Annotated in this window: 21 protein-coding genes; 12 read left to right on the top strand and 9 right to left on the bottom strand. The window is 76.0% G+C overall.

From position 1 onward, the window contains the following. Positions 1-94 precede the first annotated feature (94 nt). The gene (locus GSF02_RS05055; RefSeq protein ID WP_235915375.1) at positions 95-3,001 is read left to right on the top strand and encodes an FtsK/SpoIIIE family DNA translocase; all 2,907 of its coding nucleotides are present in this window, start codon (positions 95-97) and stop codon (positions 2,999-3,001) included. Between the two features lie 69 nt (positions 3,002-3,070). Here the strand turns inward: GSF02_RS05055 and GSF02_RS05050 are convergent, their stop codons facing one another. Further along, entirely contained in the window at positions 3,071-4,384 is a 1,314-nt protein-coding gene (locus GSF02_RS05050) for a CapA family protein (RefSeq protein ID WP_159793342.1), read from the bottom strand. A gap of 103 nt (positions 4,385-4,487) precedes the next feature. Here GSF02_RS05050 and pgsA point away from each other — a divergent pair, with 103 nt between their 5' ends. The 3 genes from pgsA (at position 4,488) to GSF02_RS05035 (ending at position 6,247) form a co-directional block, all read left to right on the top strand. Next, complete coding sequence (pgsA, locus tag GSF02_RS05045; protein WP_159793340.1) at positions 4,488-5,081, top strand: CDP-diacylglycerol--glycerol-3-phosphate 3-phosphatidyltransferase; 594 nt, start codon at positions 4,488-4,490, stop codon at positions 5,079-5,081. Continuing rightward, entirely contained in the window at positions 5,078-5,581 is a 504-nt protein-coding gene (locus tag GSF02_RS05040) for a CinA family protein (RefSeq protein WP_159793338.1), read from the top strand. Before pgsA ends, GSF02_RS05040 begins: the two co-directional genes overlap by 4 nt. Positions 5,582-5,884: 303 nt before the next feature. Further along, positions 5,885-6,247, top strand: a complete 363-nt coding sequence (locus GSF02_RS05035; RefSeq protein ID WP_159793336.1) for a helix-turn-helix domain-containing protein — start codon at positions 5,885-5,887, stop codon at positions 6,245-6,247. A 73-nt stretch (positions 6,248-6,320) separates the two neighbouring features. Here GSF02_RS05035 and GSF02_RS05030 read toward each other — a convergent pair whose 3' ends face one another. Then, on the bottom strand, positions 6,321-7,130 hold the full coding sequence (locus GSF02_RS05030) for a DNA-formamidopyrimidine glycosylase family protein (protein WP_159793334.1): 810 nt from the start codon (positions 7,128-7,130) through the stop codon (positions 6,321-6,323). Positions 7,131-7,439: 309 nt separating this feature from the next. Here GSF02_RS05030 and GSF02_RS05025 point away from each other — a divergent pair, with 309 nt between their 5' ends. Beyond that, entirely contained in the window at positions 7,440-8,168 is a 729-nt protein-coding gene (locus GSF02_RS05025; protein WP_328798998.1) for a DedA family protein, read from the top strand. Here GSF02_RS05025 and GSF02_RS05020 read toward each other — a convergent pair. After that, a complete protein-coding gene (locus GSF02_RS05020; RefSeq protein ID WP_159793332.1) occupies positions 8,137-13,224 on the bottom strand; it encodes an Lhr family helicase in 5,088 nt (1,695 codons plus the stop codon). The genes GSF02_RS05025 and GSF02_RS05020 overlap by 32 nt on opposite strands. An 81-nt stretch (positions 13,225-13,305) precedes the next feature. Here GSF02_RS05020 and GSF02_RS05015 point away from each other — a divergent pair, with 81 nt between their 5' ends. From GSF02_RS05015 to GSF02_RS05005, 3 genes are all read left to right on the top strand, one after another. Then, positions 13,306-13,542 (top strand): DUF3046 domain-containing protein, encoded by a 237-nt coding sequence (locus GSF02_RS05015; RefSeq protein WP_159793330.1) that lies wholly within the window; start codon positions 13,306-13,308, stop codon positions 13,540-13,542. A gap of 352 nt (positions 13,543-13,894) precedes the next feature. Then, positions 13,895-15,007: a recombinase RecA gene (recA, locus tag GSF02_RS05010; RefSeq protein WP_159793328.1), complete on the top strand. Its 1,113-nt coding sequence runs from the start codon at positions 13,895-13,897 to the stop codon at positions 15,005-15,007. Between the two features lie 14 nt (positions 15,008-15,021). After that, complete coding sequence (locus GSF02_RS05005; protein WP_159793326.1) at positions 15,022-15,690, top strand: regulatory protein RecX; 669 nt, start codon at positions 15,022-15,024, stop codon at positions 15,688-15,690. Positions 15,691-15,805: 115 nt separating this feature from the next. Here the strand turns inward: GSF02_RS05005 and GSF02_RS05000 are convergent, their stop codons facing one another. From GSF02_RS05000 to GSF02_RS04985, 4 genes are all read right to left on the bottom strand, one after another. Beyond that, on the bottom strand, positions 15,806-16,693 hold the full coding sequence (locus tag GSF02_RS05000; RefSeq protein WP_159793324.1) for an amino acid ABC transporter permease: 888 nt from the start codon (positions 16,691-16,693) through the stop codon (positions 15,806-15,808). Next, positions 16,690-17,382 carry an amino acid ABC transporter permease gene (locus GSF02_RS04995; RefSeq protein WP_235915374.1) on the bottom strand — a complete coding sequence of 231 codons (693 nt, stop codon included), beginning with the start codon at positions 17,380-17,382 and terminating at the stop codon, positions 16,690-16,692. The genes GSF02_RS05000 and GSF02_RS04995 overlap by 4 nt, the downstream gene beginning before the upstream one ends. Positions 17,383-17,474: 92 nt before the next feature. Continuing rightward, positions 17,475-18,335, bottom strand: coding sequence for a glutamate ABC transporter substrate-binding protein (locus tag GSF02_RS04990; protein WP_159793321.1), 861 nt, complete (start codon positions 18,333-18,335; stop codon positions 17,475-17,477). An 85-nt stretch (positions 18,336-18,420) separates the two neighbouring features. Beyond that, a complete protein-coding gene (locus tag GSF02_RS04985) occupies positions 18,421-19,170 on the bottom strand; it encodes an amino acid ABC transporter ATP-binding protein (protein WP_159793319.1) in 750 nt (249 codons plus the stop codon). Between the two features lie 182 nt (positions 19,171-19,352). Between GSF02_RS04985 and miaB the strand changes: the two genes are divergently transcribed. Beyond that, positions 19,353-20,954 (top strand): tRNA (N6-isopentenyl adenosine(37)-C2)-methylthiotransferase MiaB, encoded by a 1,602-nt coding sequence (gene miaB / locus GSF02_RS04980; RefSeq protein WP_159793317.1) that lies wholly within the window; start codon positions 19,353-19,355, stop codon positions 20,952-20,954. Positions 20,955-21,022: 68 nt separating this feature from the next. Here the strand turns inward: miaB and GSF02_RS04975 are convergent, their stop codons facing one another. Beyond that, complete coding sequence (locus GSF02_RS04975) at positions 21,023-21,574, bottom strand: type III secretion system chaperone family protein (RefSeq protein ID WP_408003858.1); 552 nt, start codon at positions 21,572-21,574, stop codon at positions 21,023-21,025. Continuing rightward, positions 21,571-22,191, bottom strand: coding sequence for a YbjN domain-containing protein (locus GSF02_RS04970; protein ID WP_159793315.1), 621 nt, complete (start codon positions 22,189-22,191; stop codon positions 21,571-21,573). Before GSF02_RS04970 ends, GSF02_RS04975 begins: the two co-directional genes overlap by 4 nt. Before the next feature lie 67 nt (positions 22,192-22,258). Between GSF02_RS04970 and GSF02_RS04965 the strand changes: the two genes are divergently transcribed. From GSF02_RS04965 to dapF, 3 genes are read left to right on the top strand one after another with little or no spacing between them, the layout of a single operon-like run. After that, entirely contained in the window at positions 22,259-22,930 is a 672-nt protein-coding gene (locus GSF02_RS04965; protein WP_159793313.1) for a hypothetical protein, read from the top strand. Between the two features lie 9 nt (positions 22,931-22,939). Continuing rightward, the gene (miaA, locus tag GSF02_RS04960) at positions 22,940-24,007 is read left to right on the top strand and encodes a tRNA (adenosine(37)-N6)-dimethylallyltransferase MiaA (RefSeq protein ID WP_159793311.1); all 1,068 of its coding nucleotides are present in this window, start codon (positions 22,940-22,942) and stop codon (positions 24,005-24,007) included. A 9-nt stretch (positions 24,008-24,016) separates the two neighbouring features. Further along, positions 24,017-24,976: a diaminopimelate epimerase gene (gene dapF, locus GSF02_RS04955; protein WP_159793309.1), complete on the top strand. Its 960-nt coding sequence runs from the start codon at positions 24,017-24,019 to the stop codon at positions 24,974-24,976. Positions 24,977-25,000 lie beyond the last annotated feature (24 nt).

The following is a 25,000-nucleotide window of genomic DNA, read 5'->3' as shown; positions in this document are numbered from 1 at the left end:
GCGCGCCGCTCCCGCCGCGACGGATCTCACACCAGCCGCCCGGGCCGCGCGCCTTCCGGGCGGCGCCGGGCCGGGTGGTTACGGTGGGAGCATCATGGCCACCCGTCCCCAGCGCGCCGCCTCGGGCGCCACCGCCCGCGGCGGCTCCGGCGCGTCCGGGCGCACCCCGACGCGCGTCGCGCCGGTGCGCACGGCCAACCGCGCCCAGGCCACGGCCGCGCGGCCGGCCCGCACCACCAGCCGGGCCACGGGCACGAAGGCGCCGGCGCGGTCGCCCGCCAAGTCCTCCGCCAAGTCCTCGGCCAGGACCCCCGCGAGGTCGTCCGCCGGCGGGCGCGGTGGCGGCCGGTCCGCCGGGCGCGCGCCGGCGCGGGGTCGGACGCCGTCGTGGCCCGTGCGCGCGGTGCGTGGGCTGTGGCTGGGCGTGGCCCACGGCGTCGGCGGCGCCATCCGCACGATCTTCAGAGGAGCGAGAGACCTGGAACCCGAGCACCGTCGTGACGGCGTCGCCTTCTTCCTCGTCGCGCTGGCGATCGTCGTCGCCGCGCGCGAGTGGTGGGGGATCCCCGGCGTCTTCGGGACCGTCGTGCACGCCGTCGTCGCCGGGACCGTCGGGCTCGCCGGCGTCGCCGTCCCGGTGCTGCTGCTGTGGCTCGGCGTGCGGATCATGCGACACCCCGAGCGCCAGCAGGCCAACTCCCGCGTCGCCATCGGCACCACGCTCATCGTGATGAGCGTGTGCGCGCTGGTGGCGATCGCCGAGGGCCTGCCGAGCCCGCGCGACGGGTTCGCCCGGGTGCAGGACGCCGGCGGCATCGTCGGCTACCTCGTCGCCACCCCCGTAGTCACCGGCGTGACCGCGTGGGGGGCCGTGCCGCTGTTCCTGCTGCTGGGCTTCTTCGGGCTGCTGGTGGTCACCGCCACGCCGGTGCACCGCGTGCCGGACCGGCTGCGCGCCGGCTACGACCGCCTCACCGGCAACCACCGGCCCGAGCTCGACGCCGACGACGACACCCTGGAGCTCGCCGAGGGCGTCTCGCGCCACGACGGCAGCGAGGAGGCGCCGCGCAGACGACGCCGCAAGACCAAGGCCGAGAGGGAGGCGGAGCGCGCGGCGCTCGCGCGGCCCGACGGCGGGTTCTCCGGCGACGAGGCGTTCGAGACGGCCGCCGAGGTGGAGAAGCCGGCGGCGCCGGGCCGCTCCGGGCGCGCGCGCAAGGCGGCGTCCGCCCCGACGGAGGCGCTCGCCGGCCCGGTGCCGCCTCCGCCGCCGGCGGCCTCGGAGCTCGAGGGCGCCGACCCGGAGACCTCGCCCGCGGCGTCGTCGCGCGACCTCGCGCCGGTGCCGCCGCCCGCGCCGGCGGGCCGGCCCGTGCAGCCGATGCTCGAGGGCGACACCGTCTACCTCATGCCCGAGGAGGACCTGCTCGTCAAGGGCGCGCCGCACAAGACGCGCTCGGCCGCCAACGACCGCGTGGTCGAGGCGCTGACGGGGGTCTTCGAGCAGTTCGAGGTCGACGCCAAGGTCACCGGCTTCACCCGCGGCCCGACGGTCACGCGCTACGAGGTCGAGGTCGGCGCCAAGACCAAGGTCGAGAAGATCACGAACCTCTCGAACAACATCGCGTACGCGGTGGCCAGCGCCGACGTGCGCATCCTGTCGCCGATCCCCGGCAAGTCCGCCATCGGCATCGAGATCCCCAACACCGACCGCGAGACCGTGGTGCTGGGCGACGTGCTGCGCTCGTCCGCGGCGCGGCGCACCGAGCACCCCATGGTCGTCGGCATCGGCAAGGACGTCGAGGGCGGCTACGTGGTGGCCAACCTCGCCAAGATGCCGCACATCCTCGTCGCGGGCGCCACCGGTGCCGGAAAGTCGAGCTTCATCAACTCGATGATCGTCTCGGTCATGATGCGGGCCACGCCCGAGCAGGTCCGGATGATCCTGGTCGACCCCAAGCGTGTCGAGCTGACGATCTACGAGGGCATCCCGCACCTGATCACGCCGATCATCACCAACCCGAAGAAGGCCGCCGAGGCCCTCGACTGGGTGGTGCGGGAGATGGACGCCCGCTACGACGACCTGGCGGCGTTCGGGTTCAAGCACATCGACGACTTCAACGCCGCGGTGCGGGCCGGCAAGGTCAAGCCGCTGCCGGGCTCGGAGCGCAAGATCGCGCCGTACCCGTACCTGCTCGTGGTGGTCGACGAGCTCGCCGACCTCATGATGGTCGCCCCGCGCGACGTCGAGGCGTCCATCCAGCGCATCACCCAGCTCGCGCGTGCCGCCGGCATCCACCTGGTGCTGGCCACGCAGCGACCGTCGGTCGACGTCGTCACCGGTCTCATCAAGGCGAACGTGCCCTCGCGCCTGGCGTTCGCGACGTCGTCGCTCGCCGACTCCCGCGTCGTGCTCGACCAGCCGGGCGCGGAGAAGCTCATCGGCCAGGGTGACGCCCTGTTCCTGCCGATGGGCGCCGCCAAGCCGATGCGCGTGCAGGGCGCGTGGGTCAGCGAGTCCGAGGTGCACCAGGTCGTCGAGCACGTCAAGGAGCAGCTCAAGCCGGTCTACCGCGAGGACGTGACCGCGCCCGCGGCGGCGAAGAAGCAGATCGACGACGACATCGGCGACGACCTGGACCTGCTGCTGCAGGCCGCCGAGCTCGTGGTCACCACCCAGTTCGGGTCGACGTCGATGCTGCAGCGCAAGCTGCGCGTCGGCTTCGCCAAGGCCGGCCGCCTCATGGACCTGCTGGAGTCGCGCGAGATCGTGGGGCCCTCCGAGGGGTCCAAGGCCCGCGAGGTGCTGGTCCAGCCGGACGACCTGCCGTCGGCGCTCGCCCTCATCCGCGGCGAGACCCCGCCGGTCTACGACCAGGACGCGGCCGAGCCGGCGGACGGCGGCGCCGCCCACGACTACTCCGAGGGCGTCGACGGCCACCTGCCGCCCGTCGCGAAGGACTACCACGACGGGGCGGACGAGGCCGAGAGCTGGCGCTGACGGCGCCCTGTGGGGAGCCCTGTGGGGGCCCCTGGGGGGCCGTCAGGGGCGGGTCCGCGGGCGTCCCCGTCAGGAGCGCGGCACCACCACCGGCTCCGGCCCGGTCGGCACCGGGGGTGCTGTGCGCTCCGGGGCCTGCGGCCCGACGGCGTCGCGCACCCGCTGGTGGCGCGTGCGCAGCTCGTCGGCGTCGAGCGTGCCGCTCGCGCCGCCGGCCGCTGCGCCGGCGAGCACCCGCACCCGGTGGCCGGCCTCGCGGTCGACGGTCGTGGCGGCCCAGGCGACCCCCGCGACGCGCGGCGCCCGCGCGCCCCGCCACCGGACGTCGGCCACGAGCAGCACCCCGTCGGAGGTGGCGGCCGCGCAGCACGCGGCGTCCTGGTTCGACAGGTGGTTGCCCAGACCGTAGGCGACCCACATGCCGGCCCCGTCCGGACCGCCGGGCAGCCGCTCGATCGGCTGCGGCACGTGGGCGTGGTGCCCGATCACCAGGTCCACCTGGCCCGACGCTGCCAGCGCGGTGGCGACCTCGCGCTGCTGCGGCGTCGGCGCCGTCGCGTACTCCGTCCCGGCGTGCACGCTCACCACGACGACGTCGGCGCCGTCCTCGCGCGCGGTGCGCGCCGCGGCCACCAGCCCGTCGACGTCGAGCAGCCCCACCGCCCAGGGCGCACCGGCGGGCGGCGCCAGGCCGTTGAGGTGCTCCGTGGCCGACAGGTGCGCCACGTGCACGGTCCGGCCGTCGCGCACCACGTCGTAGCGCTGGGCGGCCGCGGCCTCCGCCGCGTCGCGCGCCGTGCCCGCGTGCCCGAGGTCGGCGGCGTCGAGCGCGTCCAGCGTGGCGACCACGCCGGGCAGGCCGCGGTCGAGCGCGTGGTTGGACGCGGTGGAGCAGCCGTCCCAGCCCTGCTCGGCCAGGTCGCGGACGATCTCGCCGGGCACGCCGAACAGGGGGTAGGAGGACGGCGCCTCGCCGGGCGGGACCACCGGCGTCTCCAGGTGGCACAGCGCGAGGTCGGCGCCCTGCACCCACGCGTCGGTGCCGGCGAGCAGGGGGGAGTAGTCGATCCCGCCCGCCGTGGTCGCCGAGTCGGTCACCGGGCGGTGGAGCAGCACGTCGCCCGCCGCGAGCACGGTCACGGCCTGCTCCGGCGCGGGTGGCGGCGGCGCCTGCCGCTGCGCCGCGACGGACGCCGGGACGGCGGCGACCGGCGCGGGCGGCTCCTGCGCCTCGCGCCACCGGCCGAGCGTCGCCCCGGCCCCCGCGCCCAGGCCGGCGCCCAGGCCCGCGGCGACGGCGAGCACGGCGGCAGCGCCGGCGGTCCGGCGACGGCGTCGGGCCGCCGCGGCCCGACGGCGCCGGCCGGCCACGGGGGTGGTCATGGCGCCACGGTAGGCGGACGCGGGGCCCGGGAGGGGCGCTCCGGGGGACGCGTCGGGCCCGCCGCCGTCCGGCGAGCGCGTTTTCACCCTCTAGGCTGGACACGTGGTCGACGCAGCCCCCTCCCCGTGGAACGCCGCGAACGCGGTCACGATCGCGCGCATCGCGCTCGTGCCCGTGTTCGCCTGGGCGCTCCTCGTCGACGGAGGGCAGACGGTGGGGTGGCGCCTGGTCGCCACGGCGGTCTTCGTGCTCGCTGCGGCGAGCGACCGCCTGGACGGGTACCTGGCGCGCAGCCGGGGTCTGGTGACCGACCTTGGCAAGCTGCTGGACCCCATCGCCGACAAGGCGCTCATCGGCACCGCGCTGGTGCTGCTGTGGTGGCCGCTCGGCGAGCTGCCCTGGTGGGTGCCCGTCGTGATCCTGGCCCGCGAGCTCGGCATCACCGCGATGCGCATGGCGGTGCTCAAGTACGCGGTCATGCCCGCCTCCCGCGGCGGCAAGCTCAAGACGGTGCTGCAGTCGGTCGCCGTCACCCTGTTCCTGCTGCCGCTCGAGCACCTGCCCGGGGTCGTCGCCGTCGTGGCCTGGGTGGTGCTGGCCGCCGCCGTCGCCGTCACCGTCGTCACCGGCGTCGAGTACGCCGTCCAGGGCTGGCGGCTGCGCCGCGAGGCGCGGCGCGCGGCCCGGCTGGCGTGAGCGCCGGGCGCGCCGGCGGCGCGGCAGAGTCCCGGGTCCTGGCCGCCGCGGCGGCGCGCGGGCTCACCGTGGGCGTCGCGGAGTCGCTCACCGGCGGTCTGGTGGCCGCCGCGCTGGTCGGCGTGCCGGGCGCGTCGGCGGTGCTGCGCGGCGGCGTCGTCGCGTACGCGACGGACCTCAAGGCGGCGCTGCTGGGCGTGGACGCCGACCTGCTCGCCGCGCGCGGCGCCGTGGACCCGGACGTCGCCGCCCAGATGGCGCTCGGGATACGCCGGGCGACCGGTGCCGACGTCGGCCTCGCCACCACCGGGGTCGCCGGCCCGGACCCGCAGGACGGCCACCCTCCCGGGCTCGTCTACGTCGCCGTGGCGGCGCCGCGCCCGGCCGCCGGCGCCGGGGTGGAGGTCGTCACGCGCCGCCTCGACCTGACGGGGGATCGCCCCGCGGTCCGCGCAGGCGCGGTGGCGGCGGTGCTGGCGCTCGCGGTGGAAATGCTGTGACGGGGGCGTGCGTGCGCTGGCGTGCGCCTGCGCCCCGTGGGAGGTTCGAGGCATGGGCCACGGTGGGGGTCGTCACTGCCGGGGCCTGGCGGGAACAAGCGTTCGCACGCGGGCGTTCAGATGGACGTGATGACCACCAGGCCTACGGGACGACCCGAGGCGCGTCAGGGCCGACAGGACGCGGCGCGCGCAGGGTACGGTAGGGCAACCCCCGATCGCGGGGGACGGATGACAGGACGGACGAGGCCGGCGACGGCGCACGATGTCCGGCCCGCGGGGTCGGACGCAGGAAGGGGGCGCGAGATGGTCGTTCTTCGACGCGAGATCGGCGACGTGCTGCGCGACGCGCGGCAGCGCCAGGGGCGCACCCTGCGTGAGGTCTCCTCGGCCGCCCGGGTCTCGCTGGGCTACCTCAGCGAGGTCGAGCGGGGCCAGAAGGAGGCCTCCTCGGAGCTGCTCGCCTCGATCTGCGAGGCGCTGGACGTGCCGATGTCGCTGGTGCTGCGCGAGGTCAGCGACCGCATCGCGGTCGCCGAGGGTCTCGCCATCCCCGACACGATCCCGGCGGACTTCGTCGCCGGGCTCCTGGCCCGCGGCGGCGACGCCCGGCCCTGGCCGGGTCGCGGCGTGACGACGGAGGACGCGGAGCTGCAGCCGGTCGGCTGACGCGCACTGCGCCGACACGGACCTGGCGACGGGCGTCCCACCTGCGGGTGGGGCGCCCGTCGCCGTTGCGGCGTCAGGCGGCCGGCGGGGCCTGGCACACGGGGCACCAGTAGATCGCGCGCTCCGCGCCGTCGGGGCGCTGGCCGGGCCCGGCGGTGCTGCCGAGCGCGATCGGCGTGCGGCACCGTCGGCACGGCTTGTGGTGGCGGCCGTGCACGGCCGGCTCGACGGCGCCGAGGCCCGACCGGCGGCCCACGAGCACGGACCGGCCGATGAGGCGCCGCGCGGTCAGCAGCAGCGCCCGGCGCTCGTCCTCGGGCAGGTCGCCCGCCGGCAGCCACGGCCACAGGCGTCGCGCGAACAGCGACTCCGCCGTCCAGATGGTGCCGAGCCCGGCCACCGCGCGCTGGTCGAGCAGGGCTGCGCACAGCGGCCGGCGAGGGTCGGCGGTGAGCCGCGCCGCGGCCTCGTCGATCCGGTCGGGGAAGTCGTCGGCCAGGACGTCCGGGCCCAGGTGGCCCAGCAGGCGCGGCTCGTCCCGCGTGCGCAGCACGTCGAGCATGCCGAGGTGCCAGCCCAGGCAGGTCCACTGCTCGGTGGCCAGCACCGCCCGCACCGCGGCGGACCGCCCGGCCGCCGCGGGGGTGCCCGTGCGGTGCACGCGCCAGTACCCCTCCATGCGCTGGTGGGCGTGGACCGTCCGGCCGTCGTCGAACCGCAGGAGCAGGTGCTTGCCGTACGCCACGCCCTCGCGCAGCGACGCGCCGACCAGGTCGACGCCCGCCGCCGACGGCCAGCGCAGCTCGGCGCGCACCAGCGGCACCCCGCGCAGCGCGGCGTCCAGCCGCTCGGCGGTCAGGCGCAGGACGTCTCCCTCGGGCACTCCGGCAGCCTAGGCGCTTGCGCCCGGCGAGGGGTGGCGGGCGGCCCGACCGCCCAGCCGGCGCCGCTCGGCGCCCCTCCTCCGGCGCTCCTCGACGCCCCTCCGGCGCCAGGTCCTGGCGGGGCCCGCTCGCCGGTTCCGGGCCGGGTCCGGGCCGTGTCCTGCCCGCGTCCTGCCCGCGTCCGTGCTGGGTTCCGCCCGGTCCCGCCTGCGGTGCTGGCCGGCCCTGCACAGGATCTCCCGAGAACCCGACCGAGCGCCGCCGGCGCCGGACGCTCGTGCGCGGCGCGGTGCCCCTAGGGTCGAGCCGTGGCCGAGAACCTGACCTCGCAGATCGCCGACTGGGCGGTGAGCCTGATGGAGGCCCTGGGCGCGCCCGGGGCGGGCATCGCCGTGGCGCTCGAGAACATCTTCCCGCCGCTGCCGAGCGAGGTGATCCTGCCGCTGGCCGGGTTCACGGCCTCCCAGGGCAGCCTGCAGCTGGTGCCCGTGCTCGTCTGGACCACCGTCGGGTCGGTGGTCGGGGCGCTGGCGCTGTACACGCTCGGCGCCGTGCTCGGCCGCGACCGGCTGCGCCGCCTGGTGGCGAAGGTGCGCTTCATCCCGCTGGAGGACGTGGACAAGGCCGAGGCGTGGTTCGCCCGGCACGGCGACAAGGCGGTGCTGATCGGCCGGCTGGTGCCGATCGTGCGGTCGCTGGTGTCCATCCCGGCCGGCGTGGAGCGCATGCGCCTGGGCCGGTTCGTGCTGCTGACCCTGGTCGGCAGCGGCATCTGGAACACCGTGCTGGTGGGCGCCGGGTACCTGCTGGGCGACCAGTGGCACCGGATCGAGTCCTGGGTCGGCACGTTCCAGACCGTCGTGATCGTCGTCGTGGTCGCCGCCCTGGCCTGGTGGGTGGTCAGCCTCGTGCGCCGCGCCCGCCGCCGTAGGCGCGACCAGGCTGCCACCCCCGCCGACGCAGCGCCCGCCGCCGCCCGCCGGCCCGACGTCAGCCGGCCCGACGTCAGCCGGCGGGCCGCAGACCCCGGGGCGTGACCGCGAACCCGGCCCCGAGCAGCGCGGCGGCGGCCGGCGTCCGGTCCCGCGCGGCCGCGAGGGCCGGGACGCCGTCCACCCGCTGCACGGTGACGCGGCCGAGCCGGCCCGCCCGGGCGGCCGCGGCCAGCGCAGCCGCCCCCGCGGCGAGCCGCGCAGGGTCGCCGCCGTCGCCGCGGCCGAACGACAGCACGGTGCGGCCGCCGCGCTCGACGAACAGGGCCAGCTCGCCGTCCACGAGCACCACCACCGCGCCGGCCTTGCGCCCCGGGCGGTGCGCCGGGGCGCCGTCGCCGTCCGCGCCGTCGGCCCCGCCGACCCCGGAGGTGCGCGGCCACGCGAGCGCCGCGCCGTAGGGGTTGGCGGGGTCGGTGGCCGCGAGCAGCACCGCGCCCGGCTCGCCGCGCCGCGTGGTCCCGAGGCTCGCGCCGGCGTCGTCGACCAGCGCCTCGAGCGCCCGGGAGCGGTCGGCGGCGTCGGTGCGCAGCTGGTCGACGGCGCCGGGGACCGCGAACTGCGACCCGCCCAGCCCCTCGACGAAGTAGCCGCGGCGCACCGCGCCGCGCTCCTCCAGCTCGCGCAGCACCCGGTAGACAGCGCGGAACTCGGGCGTCACGCCCTCCGACGGCGCCACCGCACGGGTGAGCACGCCGTGCCGGTCCAGCAGCACCTGGGTCAGGGCGTGCGCCCGCACCGTCGGGTCCTGCTCCACGGCCGGCAGCGCCGACCACCGGCCGCCCCCGGTGCGCGGGGTGGCGGCGGCCGCCGTCGGGCGCACCAGCCCGAACCGGGACGGGCGTACCGGCCGGGCCCGGCCCGGGGCGGCCGGGGCGCGGTGCGCGCCGCCGCCCTGACGGCCGGAGCCGCCGAGGGCCTCGCGCAGCGGGCCGAGCCGGTCGTTGGTCACCCAGCCGGCCCAGACCAGGTCCCACAGCACGTCGAGCGTCGCGGCCTGCGAGGCCCCGGCCACCTCGGCGAGCCGGGGCAGGAAGTAGCCGCCCGAGCCCGTGAGCAGGTCGAGCACGGCGCGGTGCAGGTCGGTGTCGAGCGGGCCGCCGTCCTCGACGGGGTCGGGGCGCTTGAGCGTCAGCGGAGCGCCGTCGGCCAGGTGCAGGCTGACCATGCCGTCGCCGCCACCCGAGCCGGGCAGCCGCCCGTGGCCGCACCACAGGACCTCGCCCGCCGTGGTCAGCTCGTCCAGCAGGGCGGGGGAGTAGTCGGTGACACGGGCGGGCAGCACCAGCGTCTCGAGGGCCGACGCGGGCACTGCCGCGCCCGCGAGCTGCTCGACGGCGCGCAGCAGGCCGTCCGCGCCGCGCAGCGTGCCGCCCGCCGAGCCGGTCCCGCCCACGCGCACGCCCACGCCGTGCCAGCGCGGCAGGAACACTCCGAGCGTCTCGGGCTCCACGGGCTCGACCTCGGCGCGCAGCGCCGCGAGCGACCGGCGGCGCAGCGTGCGCAGCACCTCGGGGTCGCACCACTCGTCGCCGGTCCCGCCGAGCGACGACGGGCGCAGCGCCCCGCGCACCAGCGCTCCGAGCGCCTCGAGCCGGGCGAGGGCCTGCTGCACGACGGCGATGCCCAGCCCGAACCGGCGTGCGACGTCGGCCGCGGGGAACGGCCCGTGCGTGCGGGCATGTCGCCGCACGAGGTCGCCCAGCGGGTCGGCGGCCGGCTCGGTGAACGTCTCGGGCACGCCGACCGGCAGCGCCACGCCGAGCGCGTCGCGCAGCCGGCCGGCGTCCTCGACGACCGCCCACTGCTCCGGGTCGGTCGCCTGGGGTCCGCCGACCCGCACGCGGATGACGCGGCGCGCGGCCTCCAGGTCGGTGAGCCAGCCGGCGACGTCGTCCCGCGCGCCCTCGCGCGTGCGCGCCTGCAGCGCCGCGAGCGGGTGGGGGCCGGTGCGACGCAGCACGTCCCACAGCCCCTCGGCGTCCTTGGCCTGCCGCGTCTCGGCGTGCGCCTGCAGCTCCGCCTCGGTGCGCTCCACCGCCTCCGGGTCCAGCAGGTCGGCCAGCGGGGTGGCGCCCTGCTCGCCCAGCAGCTCGGCCAGCAGGTCCGGGTCGAGCGACAGCGCCGCGGCCCGGCGCTCGGCCAGGGGCGCGTCGCCGTCGTAGAGGAACTGCGCGGTGTAGCCGAACAGCAGGGCCTGGGCGAACGGGGACGGCGAGGAGGTCGTCACCTCGACGAGGCGGACCCGCCCGGCCGCCACGTCGGCCATCAGGCCGGACAGCGCCGCGACGTCGAAGTCGTCCTGGAGGCACTCGCGCGCCGCCTCGAGGGTGATCGGGAAGTCCGGGAACTGCGCCGCGACCTGCAGCAGCTGGGCCGCGCGCTGGCGCTGCTGCCACAGCGGCTGGCGCCGGTCGGGCCGGCGGCGCGGCAGGAGCAGCGCCCGGGCCGCCGCCTCGCGGAAGCGCGCGGCGAACAGCACCGAGGAGCCGAGCTCGTCGCGCACCGCGCCGAGCACCTCGTCCGGCTCGAGCAGCAGGTCCTCGGCGGTGACCGACGGCGCGTCCGCGGCCCGGCCGTCGCCGTCGACGCCGCCGTCCCCGCCGCGGGCCGGCAGCCGGCCGTCCCAGCCGGCGTCCCACCCCCCGGGGTCGGGCAGCCGCAGCACGATGCCGTCGTCGGCGTGCATCGCCGCGACGTCGAGCCCGTACCGCTCCCGCAGCCGGGCGGCGACGACCAGCGCCCACGGGGCGTGCACCGGGGCGCCGAACGGCGAGTGGATCACCACGCGCCAGTCGCCCAGCTCGTCGCGGAACCGCTCGACGACGATGGTGCGGTCGTCGGGCACGCGGCCCGTCGCCTCGCGCTGCTCGCGCAGGTAGGCCGTGAGGTTGTCCGCCGCCCAGTCGTCCAGGCCCTCCTCGCGCAGCCGCGCGCGGGCGCCCGCGGGGTCCTGGGCGAGCTGCGCGTCCGTGGTGCGCACGAACTCGCCGACGGCGCGACCGAGCTCGACGGGCCGGCCGGGCGAGTCGCCCTTCCAGAACGGCAGCCGCCCGGGCAGGCCCGGTGCGGGGGAGACGAGCACCCGGTCCGGGGTGATCTCCTCGATCCGCCAGGTGGAGGAGCCGAGGGTGAACGTGTCGCCCACCCGGGACTCGTAGACCATCTCCTCGTCGAGCTCGCCGACGCGCTTGCCGCCGCGCTGTCCCTCGCCGTCGGCGCCCACGAGGTAGACACCGTACAGGCCGCGGTCGGGGATGGTGCCGCCGCTGGTGGCGGCCAGGCGCAGCGCACCGGGCCGGGCGGACAGCCGGCCGGTGGCGCGGTACCACACGATGCGGGCGCGCAGCTCGCCGAAGTCCTCGCTGGGGTAGCGCCCGGCCAGCATGTCGAGGACCGCCCGCCACGTGGCGTCGCCGAGCCCCGCGTACGGGTGCGCGCGGCGGAACAGGGCCAGCAGCTCGTCGGCGTCCCAGTCGTCGGTGGCGAGCGCCGCGACGACCTGCTGGGCCAGCACGTCCAGCGGGTTGGTCGGCACGTGCAGCGACTCGATCTGCCCCTCGCGCATGCGCCGGGTCACCACGGTGGCCGGCACGAGGTCGCCGCGGAACGTGGGGAACACGACGCCGTGCGAGACGGCACCCACCTGGTGGCCGGCCCGCCCGATGCGCTGCAGACCGCTCGCGACCGACGGGGGAGCGCCCACCTGGACGACGAGGTCGACCGCGCCCATGTCGATGCCCAGCTCCAGGGAGCTGGTCGCCACGACGGCGGGCAGGCGCCCCTCCTTGAGCTCGGTCTCGGTGCGGGTGCGCTGGGCGCGGCTCATCGACCCGTGGTGGGCGCGGGCCAGCACGAGGGTGCTGTCGGCGGGGGAGCCGTCCGTGGTGACGTCGGTCGGCGACCCGGTGCCGGCGGGGCCTGGGGCGCCGTCGGCCCCGGGGACGACGTCAGCACCGCGGGCGCTCGCGGGCACCGGGAGCGCCGTGGGGAGGGCCGCGGCGGTGCCCGACTGGCCCGGCGCGTGCGCGGCCCACACCCCGCCCGGGTCGTCGACCGCGAGGCCGAGCCGCTGCGCCCACGTCTCGTTCATCCGCGCGGTGAGCCGCTCGGCGCTGCGGCGGGAGTTGGCGAAGACGAGGGTGGAGCGGTGCGCCGCGACGAGGTCGACCACGCGCTCCTCGACGTGCGGCCAGACCGACGCGCGGCGCAGCGGGGACGTCGCGTCGCCGGTGAGGTCGGGCACGCCCGGCACGCCGGCCGGGTCGGACGCGCCGCCGCCGTCGTCGGGGCCGCTGCGCGCGACGGCGGCGTCGAGGTCGGCGAGGTCGGGGACGGGCACGACGACGTCGATGTCCCAGCGCTTCTCGGCCGGCGGCTGCACGACGACGACCTCCCGGCCCCCGTCGGCCGCGCTGCGGTGGCCGCCCAGGAAGGACGCGACCGCCTCGACGGGGCGGACCGTCGCCGAGAGCCCGACGCGCTGGGCGGGCCGGTCCAGCAGGGCGTCGAGCCGCTCGAGCGTCAGGGCCAGGTGCGCGCCGCGCTTGGTGCCGGCCACGGCGTGGATCTCGTCGACGATCACGGTCTCGACCCCGAGCAGGCCGGCGCGCGCCTGCGAGGTCAGCACCAGGAAGAGCGACTCGGGGGTGGTGACCAGCACGTCCGGCGGGCGCGTGGCGAAGGACCGGCGCTCGGCGGTCGGGGTGTCGCCCGTGCGCATGCCGACGGTGATCTCGGGCGTCTCGAGCCCGAGGCGGGCGGCGGCCTGCCGGATCCCCGTGAGCGGGGAGCGCAGATTGCGCTGCACGTCGGCGGCCAGCGCCTTGAGCGGGGAGACGTACAGCACCCGGCACCGGCGCGAGCGGTCCTCCGGCACGGGCTCGTGGTGCAGCCGGTCGATCGCCCAGAGGAAGGCGGCCAGCGTCTTGCCCGAGCCGGTCGGCGCCACGACCAGGGCGTGCCGGTCCGCGGCGACGGCGTCCCACGCGCCGGCCTGGGCCGCCGTCGGGCCCTCGAACGCGCCGCGGAACCACTCGCGCGTGGCGGGGCCGAACCGGGCGAGCGGGTCGGGCGCGTCGGGCGTGTCGGGCGTGGTCACCCGGTCATTCTGCCGCCGGCCACCGACAGGCGCGGGGTGGGCGCCGCCGGGCCGCCTTGACCGTCGTGCGAGGCTGGGGGCGTGCGCGAGCGGGAGTTCTGGCAGCTGGTCGACGAGGTCTTCGGGCCGGCGTACGGGCGCTCGCTCGTGCGTGAGCAGGTGCTGCCCCGGCTCGGCGACCGCACCCCCGTGCAGGCGCTCGAGGCGGGCCTGCAGCCCCGCGACGTCTGGCACGCGCTGTGCGACGCCCTCGACGTGCCGGACGCCGAGCGCTGGGGCCGGGGGATCGAGCGGCAGGCGCCGCCGCCCAGCCGCTGACCGCCGCCGCGTCCGGCGGCGGGCCCCGTGCCGACCCCCTGCCGCCCCTGGCCCCCGTCGACGCGGTGGCCACGTGCCGACCTCGCCGGGTCCACGTCGCATCCCCGTCGCAGGCCCGCAGTGCGCGCGTGGCGCCACCGGTGTCCGGCACGACACACCTGGCAGACCCCTGTCGATCGAACAGATGTTCGGCTAGAGTGGTGCACAGGCACGGGTTCTGGAACCTCGTCGACAGGCGGGGGCCGGAGCAGGCGCTCGTGTCGGTGGCTGCGCGTACGGTCCTGAACCGATGAGCTCGCAGACACAGAAGCCGGCGCGGACCCGCCGCGCCCCGAACGCAAAGGTGAGTGACATGCCCGCACCGGCAGACCGCGACAAGGCCCTCGAGGCCGCGCTCGCCCAGATCGACCGCAGCTTCGGCAAGGGCTCGGTCATGCGGCTCGGCGACGAGACCCGCGCCCCCGTCGAGGTGATCCCCACCGGGTCCATCGCGCTCGACGTCGCCCTCGGCATCGGCGGCCTGCCCCGCGGCCGCATCATCGAGGTCTACGGCCCCGAGTCCTCCGGCAAGACGACGGTCGCCCTGCACGCGGTCGCCAGCGCGCAGCGCGCCGGCGGCATCGCGGCGTTCATCGACGCCGAGCACGCGCTCGACCCGGAGTACGCCAAGAAGCTCGGGGTGGACACCGACGCGCTGCTGGTCTCCCAGCCGGACACCGGCGAGCAGGCGCTCGAGATCGCGGACATGCTGATCCGCTCGGGCGCGCTCGACATCATCGTCATCGACTCGGTCGCGGCCCTGGTGCCCAAGGCCGAGATCGAGGGCGAGATGGGCGACAGCCACGTGGGCCTCCAGGCTCGCCTCATGTCCCAGGCGCTGCGCAAGATCACCGGCGCGCTCAACGCCTCGGGCACCACCGCGATCTTCATCAACCAGCTGCGCGAGAAGATCGGCGTCTTCTTCGGCTCGCCGGAGACGACGACGGGTGGCAAGGCGCTGAAGTTCTACGCCTCGGTGCGCATGGACATCCGCCGCATCGAGACCCTCAAGGAGGGCACCGACGCGGTCGGCAACCGCACCCGCGTCAAGGTCGTCAAGAACAAGATGGCCCCGCCGTTCAAGCAGGCGGAGTTCGACATCCTCTACGGCGTCGGCATCTCCCGCGAGGGCGGCCTCATCGACATGGGCGTGGAGCACGGCCTGGTCCGCAAGTCCGGATCGTGGTTCACCTACGAGGGCGACCAGCTGGGCCAGGGCAAGGAGAACGCCCGCAAGTTCCTGCGCGACAACCCCGACCTCGCCAACGAGATCGAGAAGCGCATCAAGGAGAAGCTCGGCGTCGGCGCGCGGGTCGACGCGCCCGCCGACGAGGTCGCGGCCGGCGCCCCGGCGCCCGCCGACGCTGCGGCCGCGCCCGTGCCGGTCGGCGCTGGTGCCGGCAAGGGCAAGAAGGCGCCGTTCTGACGGACGGGCGCGACATGACGGACGAGCCTTTCGGGCCGGACGAGCAGGACGACCGGGGCGGTCGCGGCGTGGGGAAGCGTCGCGGCCGCCCCGGTCGTCGTGGCGACGACGAGCGCGGGCACCGCGCTCCGCGCGCGCCGCGGCGCACGGTCGCCGAGAAGCTGGAGGCCGGCGAGATCAGCGCTGACGAGGCGGCGGAGCTTGCCCGCGAGACGGTGCTGCGGATCCTCACCGCGGCGCCCAAGAGCCGCCACGAGCTCGAGCAGTCGCTCGCGCGCAAGGGGTACCCCGAGCAGGTCGTCGGACCGTTGCTGGACCGGTTCGACGAGGTCGGCCTCGTGGACGACACGGGCTACGCGCACCTCATCGTGCGCACGCGCCACGCCGAGCGGGGCCTCGCGCGCCGGGCCATCGCCGTCGAGCTGCGCCGGCGCGGCATCGACGACGACACCGCCGCTGAGGCGCTCGAGCAGGTGGAGCCGGAGGACGAGCGCGTCACGGCGGAGGCGCTCGCCCGCCGGCTCGTCGCACGCACCCGCGGGCTGGACCGCGACGTGCGCGTGCGCCGCGCCGCGGCCGCGCTCGCCCGCAAGGGCTACGGCGCGGGCGTCGCGTTCGCCGCGGTGCGCGAGGCGCTGGCGGCCGAGGGCGAGGACACCGAGGACCTCGCCGACCTGGAGTGATCGGCTCGATCGCCGTGCCCGGTCCCGCGCCGGCCGGTGAGCGGGGCTGCGGACGTCCGAGGGCCTCCGACCGGCGTGCGGTCGGAGGCCCTCGGCGCGCTGCCCGCCGGGCCGGTCAGGTCTGAGGGATCCCGCCGCCGGCGCGCATCGCGATGCTGGGGCCGATGCCCGGGCCCTCGTCCGTGCGGCCGGAGGTGCGGCTCGACAGGCGCCGCGCCAGGCGGTGTGCCACCCACGACAGCAGGGCGTTGAGCAGGATGAACAGCACCGCGGCGACGAACAGCGTCTGCAGCGGGTTGCCGGATCCCGACTGCAGCACCTGGGCGGAGCGCAGCAGCTCGCCGTAGGCGATGAGCTGGCCGAGCGCCGAGTCCTTGAGCACGACGACGAGCTGGGAGACCACCGCGGGCAGCATGGCGATGAGCGCCTGGGGGAGCTGCACCGAGCGCAGCGTCTGACCGCGGGTCAGCCCGATCGACAGGCCCGCCTCGCCCTGGCCCCGGGGCAGGTTGTTGACGCCCGAGCGGACCAGCTCGGCGATGACCGACCCGTTGTAGAGGATCAGCGCCACCACCACGGCGGTGAACGCCGGCTCGGCCACGACCTCGCGGAAGAAGAAACCGAACAGGGCGTTGAAGAAGATCATCATCATCAGCACCGGGACGGCGCGGAAGAACTCCACGGCGACCGAGGAGACCCACCGAACGGCGCGCAGGTGCGACAGCCTGCCCATGCCGAAGACGATGCCGAAGACCACCGCCCCGACGGTGGCGAAGGCTGCCGCCCGCAGCGTGTTGACGAGGCCGGGCACGTAGTACGACTGCCAGGCGCGCGCGTCGAGCGCGGGCTGCCACAGGTCGGCCGAGAACTGACCCTTGGTGTTCAGCACGACGAGCATCCAGGCCAGGACGCCGAGCACCACCACGACACCGACGACGTTGCCGACGGTCTGACGCCGGCGGCCGCGCGGGCCCGGCGCGTCGAAGAGGACCGAGGAGCTCATCGCTTCACCGCCAGACGGTTGGACATCCAGGTGGTCAGCAGGCCGATCGGGATCACGAGGATCACGTAGCCGATCGCGAAGGTCAGGAAGATCTCCCAGATGTAGTTCGGCTGGAACTCGATCATCGTCTTCATGACGCTCGAGGTCTCCCACGTGACCGACGCCGCGGCCGCGACCGTCGAGTTCTTCAGCAGGGCGATGAGGGTGTTGCCGAGCGGGGCGATCGCACCGCGGAAGGCCTGCGGCAGGATCACCAGGCGCGCGGCCGACAGGAACGGCAGGCCGATCGCGCGCGCCGCCTCGGCCTGGCCCACGGGGACGGTGTTGACGCCGGCGCGGATCGCCTCGCAGACGAACGACGCGTGGTAGAAGCCCAGGCCCACCACCCCGAACCAGAAGAAGTTCCAGGTGAAGTTCGTCGAGAGGCTGAGGCCGAGCTGGGTCCACGCCCCGAGCACGAGGAACGTCATGATGACCGTCAGCGGCGTGTTGCGCACGATGTTGACATAGGCGCCGCCCGCCCACGCGAGCGAGGGCAGCGGGGAGATGCGCATCACGGCCAGGACGGTGCCGACCACGAGCGCGAGCAGTGCGCCGAAGAAGGTCAGCTGGATGTTCGTCCAGAAGGCGCCGAGCACGTCGTACTGGACGAGCAGCGCCGTGAATCCGGACAGGTAGTCGTCGTCCACCGGTCACCTTTCGACGGGGTGGAGGGGGGCGGGCTGGAGGGGACGCAGGCCGCGGCGGGACGCCCGCTGGGGCGGCCCGCCGCGGTGCGACGTCAGGCGCAGGCGTCCTGCGACGGCGGGTTCATCTCCGCGTTGGGGGTGTAGCCGGTGCCCTCGGTGTTCTTGGACACGGCCTCCTCCCAGGAGCCGTCCTCGATCATCGCGGCGATGGCCTCGTTGATGGCCTCGCACCGGTCGGAGTCCTTCGGGATGCCGACGCCGTAGCGCTCCTCCGAGAACGGGTTGCCCACGACCTTGAGCTTGCCCTGGTTGGCCGGCGTGGCCGCGAGGCCGGCCAGGATGATGTCGTCGGTCGTGACGGCGTCGACCTGGCCGCCGGTGAGGGCGGTGACGCACTCGGAGTAGCCCGGCCGCTCGACCAGGTTGACGCCCTCGGCGTACTCGTCCTTGATCCGCTGGGCGGACGTCGAACCCGTGACGGAGCACAGGTTCTTGCCGTTGAGCGACTCCGGCCCCGTGATGTCGGTGTTGTCGGCCGCGACGAGCAGGTCCTGGCCGGCGACGAAGTACGGCCCGGCGAAGTTGACGACCTGCTTGCGCTCGTCGGTGATGGAGTAGGTCGCGAAGATCATGTCGACCTGGCCCGTCTGCAGCATCTGCTCGCGCTGGGCCGACGGCGACTCGACGAACTCGATCTGGTCGGCCGAGTAGCCGAGCTTCTCGGCGACGTAGGTGGCCACGTCGACGTCGAAGCCCGTGTACTGGTCGCCGTCCTGGTAGCCCAGGCCCGGCTGGTCGAACTTGATGCCGATGCGGATGGTGTCGCCGCCGGCCGAGCCCGACGCCGAGGCGTCGCCGCCGCCGGAGCCGCCGACCTCGGCGCCGGAACAGGCGGACAGGGTCAGAGCGGCCGTGGCCGCGAGGGCCAGCAGGCCCGTGGTGCGCTTTCGCATGATGGGTCCCCTTCGAGCTGTCATGGTGCGGGAAAACAGGTGGGGCAGGGTCGGGGGACCCCGCCGTCGCGGGCGCTGCCCGAGGTCAGTGGACGAGGATCTTCGACAGGAAGTCCTTCGCGCGGTCGCTGCGCGGCGCGGTGAAGAACGTGTCGGGGTCGGCCTCCTCGACGATCTGGCCGTCGGCCATGAAGACGACGCGGTCCGCGGCCTTGCGGGCGAAGCCCATCTCGTGGGTGACCACGATCATCGTCATGCCCTCGCGGGCGAGGGCCACCATCGCGTCGAGCACCTCGTTGACCATCTCCGGGTCGAGGGCGGAGGTCGGCTCGTCGAACAGCATGACCTTCGGGTGCATCGCCAGGGCGCGCGCGATCGCGACGCGCTGCTGCTGGCCGCCCGAGAGCTGCGCCGGCATCTTGCGGGCCTGGTTCTTCACGCCCACCCGGTCGAGCAGGTCGAGCGCCTCCTGCTCGGCCGCCGCCTTCGCCGTGCCGCGGACCTTGCGCGGGCCGAGCGTGACGTTGTCGAGCACGGTCTTGTGCGCGAAGAGGTTGAACGACTGGAAGACCATGCCGACCTCGGCGCGCAGCCGGGCCAGCTCCTTGCCCTCGGCGGGCAGCGGCTTGCCGTCGACCCGGATCTCGCCGGCGTCGATCGTCTCCAGGCGGTTGATGGCGCGGCAGAGCGTCGACTTGCCCGAGCCCGACGGGCCGATGACGACCAGCACCTCGCCCTTGCGCACCGTCAGGTCGATGTCGCGCAGCACGTGCAGGTCGCCGAAGTGCTTGTTGACGCCCTTGAGCTCCACGAGGGCGGGCGCGCCGGTTTCCATACGTTCAACCTCATCAGTCGGTGATCGGCCGCGGGCCATGATGCCCTCATCATGTTTCGCGAAAGGGCACCTGGCGTGACGCGGTTGGCATCGTTCCGGTAACGATATGCCCTGGGTCACAGCCACAGGCGCCGGCCCTCGGCCGTCCGTACCGCTGAGCCCGGGAACGTACCCTAGGAACGATGTCCACGCCCACCGCATCCCAGCCCCTGACGTACGTCGTGCGCACCCTCGGGTGCCAGATGAACGTGCACGACTCCGAGCACATGGCCGGTCTGCTCGAGCAGGCCGGCTATGTCCGCGCCACCAAGGAGGACGAGGCGGCGAGCCGCGCCGACGTCGTGGTCATCAACACCTGCGCCGTGCGCGAGAACGCCGCCACACGGCTGTACGGCAACCTCGGCCAGCTCGCCTCGATCAAGGCCGAGCGGCCCGGCATGCAGATCGCCGTCGGCGGCTGCCTCGCGCAGAAGGACCGCGGCGAGATCGTCGGCAAGGCGCCCTGGGTCGACGTCGTGTTCGGCACCCACAACCTCGACGCGCTGCCCGTGCTGCTGGAGCGGGCGCGGCACAACGCCGAGGCGCAGGTGGAGATCGCGGAGTCGCTGCAGGTGTTCCCGTCGACGCTGCCGACCCGGCGCGAGAGCGTCTACGCCGGGTGGGTGTCCATCTCGGTGGGCTGCAACAACACCTGCACGTTCTGCATCGTGCCGCACCTGCGCGGCAAGGAGCGCGACCGGCGACCCGGGGAGATCCTCGCCGAGGTCGAGGCGCTCGTCGCCGCCGGCGCCGTCGAGGTGACCCTGCTGGGGCAGAACGTCAACAGCTACGGCGTCGAGTTCGGCGACCGCGGCGCGTTCGCCAAGCTGCTGCGCGCGTGCGGGCGGATCGAGGGCCTGGAGCGGGTGCGCTTCACCAGCCCGCACCCCGCGGCGTTCACCGACGACGTGATCGCGGCGATGGCCGAGACGCCGAACGTCATGCCCCAGCTGCACATGCCGCTGCAGTCGGGCTCGGACCGCGTCCTGCGCGCGATGCGCCGCTCGTACCGGTCGGCCAAGTTCCTCGGCATCCTCGAGCGGGTGCGCGAGGCGATCCCCGACGCCGCGATCACCACCGACATCATCGTGGGCTTCCCGGGCGAGACCGAGGAGGACTTCCTCGAGACGATGCGCGTGGTCGAGGCCTCGCGGTTCAGCTCGGCGTTCATGTTCCAGTACTCGCCGCGCCCCGGCACGCCCGCCGCGACCATGGAGGGCCAGCTGCCCAAGGAGGTCGTCCAGGAGCGGTTCGAGCGCCTGCTGGCCCTCCAGGAGCGCATCTCCGCGGAGGAGGCGCACGCGCAGGTCGGCCGCACCGTCGAGGTGCTCGTGGCCGAGGGCTCCGGCAAGAAGGACGACGAGACGCGCCGCCTGTCGGGCCGTGCGCCCGACAACCGCCTGGTGCACTTCGCCCTGCCCGCCGGCACGCTGCCGCACGGGGTCGCCGAGGCGCCCGAGTCGCTGGCCGACCCGCGCCTCGGCCCGGCCGCCGACCTCGACCCCCGTCTGCCCCGGCCGGGCGACATGGTGACGGTCGAGGTCACGCACGCCGCGCCGCACCACCTTCTGGCCGACTCGGCGCTCGGCGGCGGCACGTTCCGCGTGCGCCGTACGCGGTCGGGCGACGCGTGGGCGGCGCGGGAGGTGGCGCGCCTCGGTGGCGGCGAGGACGAGCACGGCCACGGCCACGGCGCGGCGCCGTCCGGCCCTGTCGTGCTCGGCATGCCCTCGCTGCGGCGCTGACCCGGCGCACGACCGGACACGACGCGGCCCGCACCCCTCGGGGTGCGGGCCGCGTCGTGTGCGGGGGATCACTCCCCGGCGTCGTCGAGGTCGTCCAGGTCGGGCCCGTCGAGCCCGGCGCCGGGCGTCAGGGCCGCCACGGTCGCGAAGAACTGGCTGGCGGTCACCAGCCCGCACGAGACGGTCGCGGCGAGCTGGTCGTCGGTCGCGCCGTGCTCGAAGTCCACCGAGACCTCGGCGTACAGCGCCATGCCGCCGCCCTCCTCGCGCGCGTAGACCTTGGGCCAGATGCGCTCGCGGTTCCAGTCGTTGGCGGCCTGCAGCACGGCCAGCCGCGCGCTCGGGGGGACGAGGCCCGCCCAGCGGCCGCGGACCTGGAGGATCTCGCGGTGGTCGCCGAGGAGCAGGAACCAGAACCGGTTGCCGTCCCAGGTGCCGGTGACGTCGCCGTCGGAGTCGATGCGGAACCGGTAGCCGCGCCGGGCGAGGTCGTCGCCCACGCGCTCCGTCGACAGCGGCCGCGGCCGCTGCACGACGACGGGCTCGCCGACCGGCCGCGCGGCACGTCCGCGCAGCCCGAGGGCGCGCAGACGCGTGCGCCACGGGGTGCGTGCGCTCACGGCGCCTCCCGCAGCGGGTCGGGGTACCGGGCGTCGAGGTGCTCGAAGAACATCGTCCCCGTGGTCAGCCCGCACTGCAGCAGCTGGTCGAGCTGGTCGTCCGTGGCGCCGTGCTCGACGTCGACGGTCACGTCGGCGCAGACGACGACGGAGCCGTTGTCGCGGACCCGCACGTACGTCTTGGGCCAGATGCGCTCGGCGTTCCAGGTGTTGCAGATGTCGAGCACCTCCTCGAGGCGCTCGATGCTGAGCTCCCGGTGCCACTGGCCGCGCACCTGGAGCACCTCGTCGTCCTGGCCGAGCACGAGGAAGTAGAACAGCCAGCCGTGCCACAGCCCGCCCACGTCGCCGTCCGAGTCGACGAAGTAGGCGAAGCCCGCCTCCTGAAGCCAGCGCTCGATGCGGTCGCGCGACAGGGGAGCGGGGACCTCGGCGGGATCCAGGTGCTGAGGGCCCGGAGCCGTGCGAGGTGAGCCGACCACCCGCAGGAGCAGGCCCTCGACCCGGTCCCGCAGCTCGTCGTCGTCGACACCCTCGCCGGTCGGTTCCCTGTGGCCGGCCGCGCCGGGGCGTGCGCCCCGCGGCCCGTCAGACCGGCGTGACCCGAAGAACCTCACCCGGCCACACTACCTGCCGCCGCCGACGGCCCGCCCACCGTGCCCGTGGGCGGCTAGGGTCGGCGCCGTGCCCGAGCCCGCCGCAGCCGCCGCCACACCCGCCGCCGCAGCCGGCGCCCCCGCCCCGGCCCCCGCCCGCGCCGTCGTCGTGCCCGCCACGCCGCTGCTCGTCGCCGGCGCCGCGGGCGAGGCCGACGTGCTCGTGGCCGTCCGCGCGGCGGTGCGCCGCGCCCTGCGCGAGCTCGCCGCGGGCGGGGCGACGCCCGCGGTCCTGGCGCACGGGGCGGTGGCACGCGCCGGCAGCCTGCGGCCGTCGCTCGCTGCCGCCGGCGTGGCGGACCGGTGGGTCCCGCTGCTCGCGGAGCGCCCCGGCGCGGCGACCGGACCGGCCGGCGGTGCGGACGGCACGGCCGGCGTCGCGGCGTCGGTGGCGCTGCTCGCGCTCGCCGACGCGGGGCTCGCCGCCGGCGTGACCGTCGAGGTGCCGGCCGACGCCGGGGCGGACGACGTCGCGGCGGCCGCCGGGGCGCTGGGGGCCGGCCCCGTCGTCGTGGCCGGCGGGGGAGTGCCGGGCGGAGCGGACGGGGGGCCGGACGCGCTCGCGCCCGGCGTGGCCGCGGTGCTCGCATCGCTTGCCGCGGCGGGCGCCTGGCAGGCCGAGACCGCCGTCGTGCCGGCGCACCACGAGCACCTGCCCACCGCCTACCACGTGACGGTCTACCGGGCCGGCGCCCACTAGGGTCGTCGGGTGAGCGCAGCACAGGGGCCGGGTGTGGTCGTGGCCGTGGTCGGGCCCACCGCGACCGGCAAGTCGGACCTCGCCCTCGACCTGGCCGCGGCCCTGTCGCCCGGCGGGGTGCAGCCGGGCACGGCGCGCGCCGCCGCCGAGATCGTCAACGCCGACGCCTACCAGCTCTACCGAGGCATGGACGTCGGCACCGCCAAGGTGCTGCCCCACGAGCGGCGCGGCGTCGTCCACCACCAGGTCGACGTGCTCGACCCGCACGAGGACGCCTCCGTGGCCCGGTACCAGCAGGCCGCGCGTGCCGATCTCGACGCGATCGCCGGCCGCGGTGGGCGCGCCGTCGTCGTCGGCGGCTCGGGCCTGTACGTGCGGGCGCTGCTGGACCACATGGACTTCCCGGGCACCGACCCGCGGCTGCGCGCCGAGCTCGAGGCCCGCGCCGAGCGCGAGGGGCGCCGGGCGCTGCACGCCGAGCTGGAGCGGCGCGACCCGGCCGCCGCCGCCAGCATCGGCCCGCACAACACGCGCCGCATCGTGCGGGCCCTCGAGGTCATCGCCCTGACCGGCCGGCCGTACACCGCCAACCTCCCGCGCCAGGAGTACGTGCGCCCGGCGGTGCAGATCGGCCTGGACTGCGACCGGGCCACGCTGGACGCGCGGGTCGCCGGCCGGGTCGAGCGCATGTGGGACGCCGGCCTGGTGGCCGAGGTGCGCGCCCTGGCGAGCCCGGAGCAGGGCGGCGACGGCGCCGGGCTCGGCACGACGGCGGCCCGCGCCGTCGGCTACGCCGAGGTGCTCGCGTTCCTGCGCGGCGAGACGACCGAGGACGAGGCGCGGGCGGCGGTGGTCGCGAACACCCGGCGGCTCGCGCGCAAGCAGATGGGCTGGTTCGGCCGCGACCCGCGGGTGCAGTGGCTCGACGCCGCGTCGCCGACCCTCCTCGAGGACGCGCTCGCCGTGGTGGCGGCGGCGGACGCCGGGACGCTGCCCGAGACCACGACGGGCGTCACCCGCCGGTCGCTGGGCGTGACCGCGACCGGGCGCGCGGGCTCGGGCGGCGCGGGCACGTAGGGTGATGCCATGACCCACGGCGCACCGACCGGCATCCGGTTCACCAAGGGGCACGGCACCCAGAACGACTTCGTCCTCGTCGCGGACACCCGCGGCGACCTCGACCTGACCCCCGAGCAGGTGCGCCGCCTGGCGGACCGCCGCGCGGGCGTCGGCGGCGACGGCGTCATCCGCCTCGCCCCCACGGCGGCGATCGCCCGTGCCGGGGAGACGGTGGCCGACGACGTGCTGGCCGAGGAGCCCCGCGCCATCTGGTTCATGGACTACCGCAACGCCGACGGCTCGATCGCGGAGATGTGCGGCAACGGCGTGCGGGTGTTCACGGCGTTCGCCGAGTCCCTGGGGCTGGCCGACCTGGACGACGCCGACGGCTTCGCGCTCGGCACCCGCGCCGGCGTCAAGCGCGTGCGCCGGGTCGCCGCGCCCGACGGGTCCGGCACCTGGTACGCCGTCGACATGGGCCCGTGGTTCCTGCCGGGCGGCCAGGAGGCCGCCGCGACCGGCGCCGACGCCGCCGTGGCCGTGCGCGGCTGGGACGCGCCCCGCCCCGCGCTGTCGGTCGACCTCGGCAACCCGCACACGGTCGTGGCCCTGGCCGAGGCGGACGAGCTCGAGCGGCTCGACCTGACCGTCGCCCCCGACGTGGCGCCCGTGCCGCCGCGGGGCACCAACGTCGAGCTGGTCGTGCCGCTCGGCGAGGAGCGCACCGCCGCCGGCGAGGTCGTGGGCCGGGCGCGCATGCGCGTGCACGAGCGCGGCGTGGGGGAGACCCGGTCGTGCGGCACGGGGGCGTGCGCGGCGGCGCTCGCGGTGCGCACCTGGGCCGCTGCCGGCGGCACGCCGGCCGTGGACACCTGGTTCGTGGAGGTGCCCGGCGGCCTGCTGCGGGTGCGTGCCCTGCCGGACGGGCACGTCGAGCTGGCGGGACCGGCCGAGCTCGTGTTCACCGGCGAGGTGACGCTCGCCTGACGGTGCCCCGAAGGTGGTCCGAGG

The organism is Puerhibacterium puerhi, from assembly GCF_009846865.1.
GTDB classification, from domain to species: Bacteria; Actinomycetota; Actinomycetes; order Actinomycetales; family Cellulomonadaceae; genus Puerhibacterium; species Puerhibacterium puerhi.
The sequence above is the reverse complement of the archived record's forward strand: the minus strand, read 5'-3'. Positions and strand labels throughout refer to the sequence as shown.